This window comes from Megasphaera sp. NM10, from assembly GCF_000417505.1.
GTDB lineage: Bacteria > Bacillota > Negativicutes > Veillonellales > Megasphaeraceae > Megasphaera > Megasphaera intestinihominis.
In genome coordinates this window covers 1-597 of sequence record NZ_APHY01000137.1, presented here as the reverse complement: position 1 = coordinate 597, position 597 = coordinate 1, and the positions used below count along the sequence as shown (strand labels likewise).

Below are 597 nucleotides of genomic sequence, written 5' to 3'. Positions count from 1 at the left end.
CTGYCACATTTAGGGCAATCCCATTCCCTTACAGATAAGTCCTTGGTTTCGTGGTTCTGATATCCGCAAACATGGCACAGCTGGCTGCTGGGATACCACTTGTCTATCTTGATAAGCTGTTTGCCTTGCCAAGCCAGTTTATACTCCAGCATGTTCGTGAACATATTCCAGCCATTGTCAGTTACGGATTTGCCAAAACTGAACTTGCCACCCTTTTTCCGCTTGGCCATCGCTTTGACGCTAATATCCTCAATGCCAATGGCATCATAGCGGTCTGCAAGGTAGCGAGCCTTCTTATGCAGGAAATCCCGCCGTTGATTGGACACTCTCTCATGGAGAATAGCTACGCGAAGCCTTTGTTTTTCTCTATTGTGACTTCCTTTCTGCTTTTTGGATAGCTTCCGCTGTGCCTTAGCCAATCTCTTCTCTGCCTTTCGCAGGAAATCGGGATACTTAGCCTCATCCTCATCGGAAGCCACATACAAGCCGTGCAATCGCAAAATCCAGGCCCAGGAAGGTCTTCGGTATGACAGGGAGTATTTGGTTTTCATACTYCACTAGCATACTGATATAGTACTTTCGGATGCGTCTTGCTGA

At 47.2% G+C, this 597-nt stretch carries 1 protein-coding gene; it reads right to left on the bottom strand.

Going from position 1 to position 597, the window contains the following annotated elements:
• A partial coding sequence (locus NM10_RS12725; protein ID WP_020311943.1) for an RNA-guided endonuclease TnpB family protein occupies positions 1-551 on the bottom strand: 551 nt, incomplete at its 3' end.
• Between the last annotated feature and the right edge of the window lie 46 nt (positions 552-597).